At 69.3% G+C, this 1,562-nt stretch carries 2 protein-coding genes; both read right to left on the reverse strand.

Annotated elements, in window-relative coordinates; all coding sequences use genetic code 11:
- A partial coding sequence (locus AC6CDK_RS17745; RefSeq protein ID WP_496639954.1) for a LysM peptidoglycan-binding domain-containing protein occupies positions 1–414 on the reverse strand: 414 nt, incomplete at its 3' end.
- Positions 415–488: 74 nt separating this feature from the next.
- A partial coding sequence (locus AC6CDK_RS17750; protein WP_496639955.1) for a hypothetical protein occupies positions 489–1,562 on the reverse strand: 1,074 nt, incomplete at its 5' end.

Below are 1,562 nucleotides of genomic sequence, written 5' to 3' on the forward strand. Positions count from 1 at the left end.
GGCAATGGGGCGGCTGCGGCCCCGGTCGTCGTTGCCGGCGGCAGCGCCCAGGGGGAGGCGAATGGTCTGGCCCACCCGCAGCCGGCGGATGTCGGCGATGCCGTTGATCCGGCGGACCTCGGGGATGAGCGCCTCGGCCTCCCGGTTGGAAAGCCCGTATTCCCTCATGAGGATCTTGAAGATGTGGTCGCCCGGACGGACCGTATAGTCGGTGAGGCCTGCCGGGGCCCGTTCGCTCTTGCGGACGGAACGCCCTTCGCTGCGGGGGGCCGCGGGTGCCTCGCCCCCCTGGGAAAGCAGGCTGGGCGAGAGCTCGAACCGGCGGTCAAGGGCATGTGCCCCCCCTGACATGCCGGCAAGCGCCACGGCTGCGAACACGGTGCCGACCCACAACCTGGGTGCCAATGATGACATTCCTTCTCCCGTCACTACATGAATATCCCGCGTCATGAAACCATCATGTTTCGTCCGCGGTCCGGTCCCTGGCATCAGGAGAGCGAGAGGACGATGCCCCGAATCGTGCCGCCCTTGTCCCGATACACGACAATCTCGCCATTGCCCGAGGTCCTGGCGCTCTCGACCAGGTAGCCGTCCTTGTTCCGGCGCACAGGGCCGGTGCGGTCCTCGCTGCCCGTCAGCTCACGCAGGACCGTGGCCACGTAGGACTCGGCAATGCCCTCCCTCCCTGCCGCGATGACCTGGACGGCCTTTACCGCGCCCGACTCCCGGTAGAGCCTGAACTCCATGCCCTTGCCCAAATAGCGTTCCCAGCCGGGATTGGCGCGGGAAAACGCCTCGTCGCGCTCCCCGGCGGGAATGAACGGGGGGAGTTGCGCCGCTGGAGCGGGCCGCGCCGGGGCCGGGCCGGCAGTCGACGCCGGCGCATCGGCCGGAAGAGCGGACGGCGCAACAGCGGCCGCGGGTTGGGACGGTTTTCCCTGATGAAGCAGGACATAGGCTGCCGCCGCAGTCGCCATCACCAGCAGAACCGCGAGCAGGGGCAACCAGAGGGATCTCCGTGCGGCCGTGGCGGGCGAGGGCCCGGCTGCCGCACGGGGAGAAACCATTGACCGCGGCTTCTGCTTCGCGGCTGCGGACAGGGCGCTGAAATCCGCCACAGAAGGCGCGGGCCGTGGGTACATGGGGGCCGGCTCCGCCGCCGGAGCAGGTTTGGCCTGGGCAGCCGTAGCGGGTGCACTGACGTCCACGGCAACGGGCACGACTTCGGCAACGCCGGGTGCGGCAGCCACGGGAACGGGCGCCGGCTCCTCCACCGGAGCCACGCCGCCTCCCGGAGAGGAGCCGGTCCCTCCGGCAGGAGCGGGCATCTCTGTCAACAGTGCGGGCACATCCCAACTGTTGAACTCGAATTCCGGGGCAGCATCCCCCGAAGCGCCGGGTCCCTCCGCAGCCTCTTCCCCGACCGGTTGCTCAGCATCGAAGGCAGCGGCGTCAGCATGGCCGACCACAGCCGCAGCAACGGTGGAAGACTCGGCGGCATCATCGCCCCAGAGATCGGGCGAGATCGCCAGCACGCACTCCTTGAGCGCACGGGCAAGCTC

The organism is Geobacter sp. PheSNFMC (assembly GCF_059620965.1).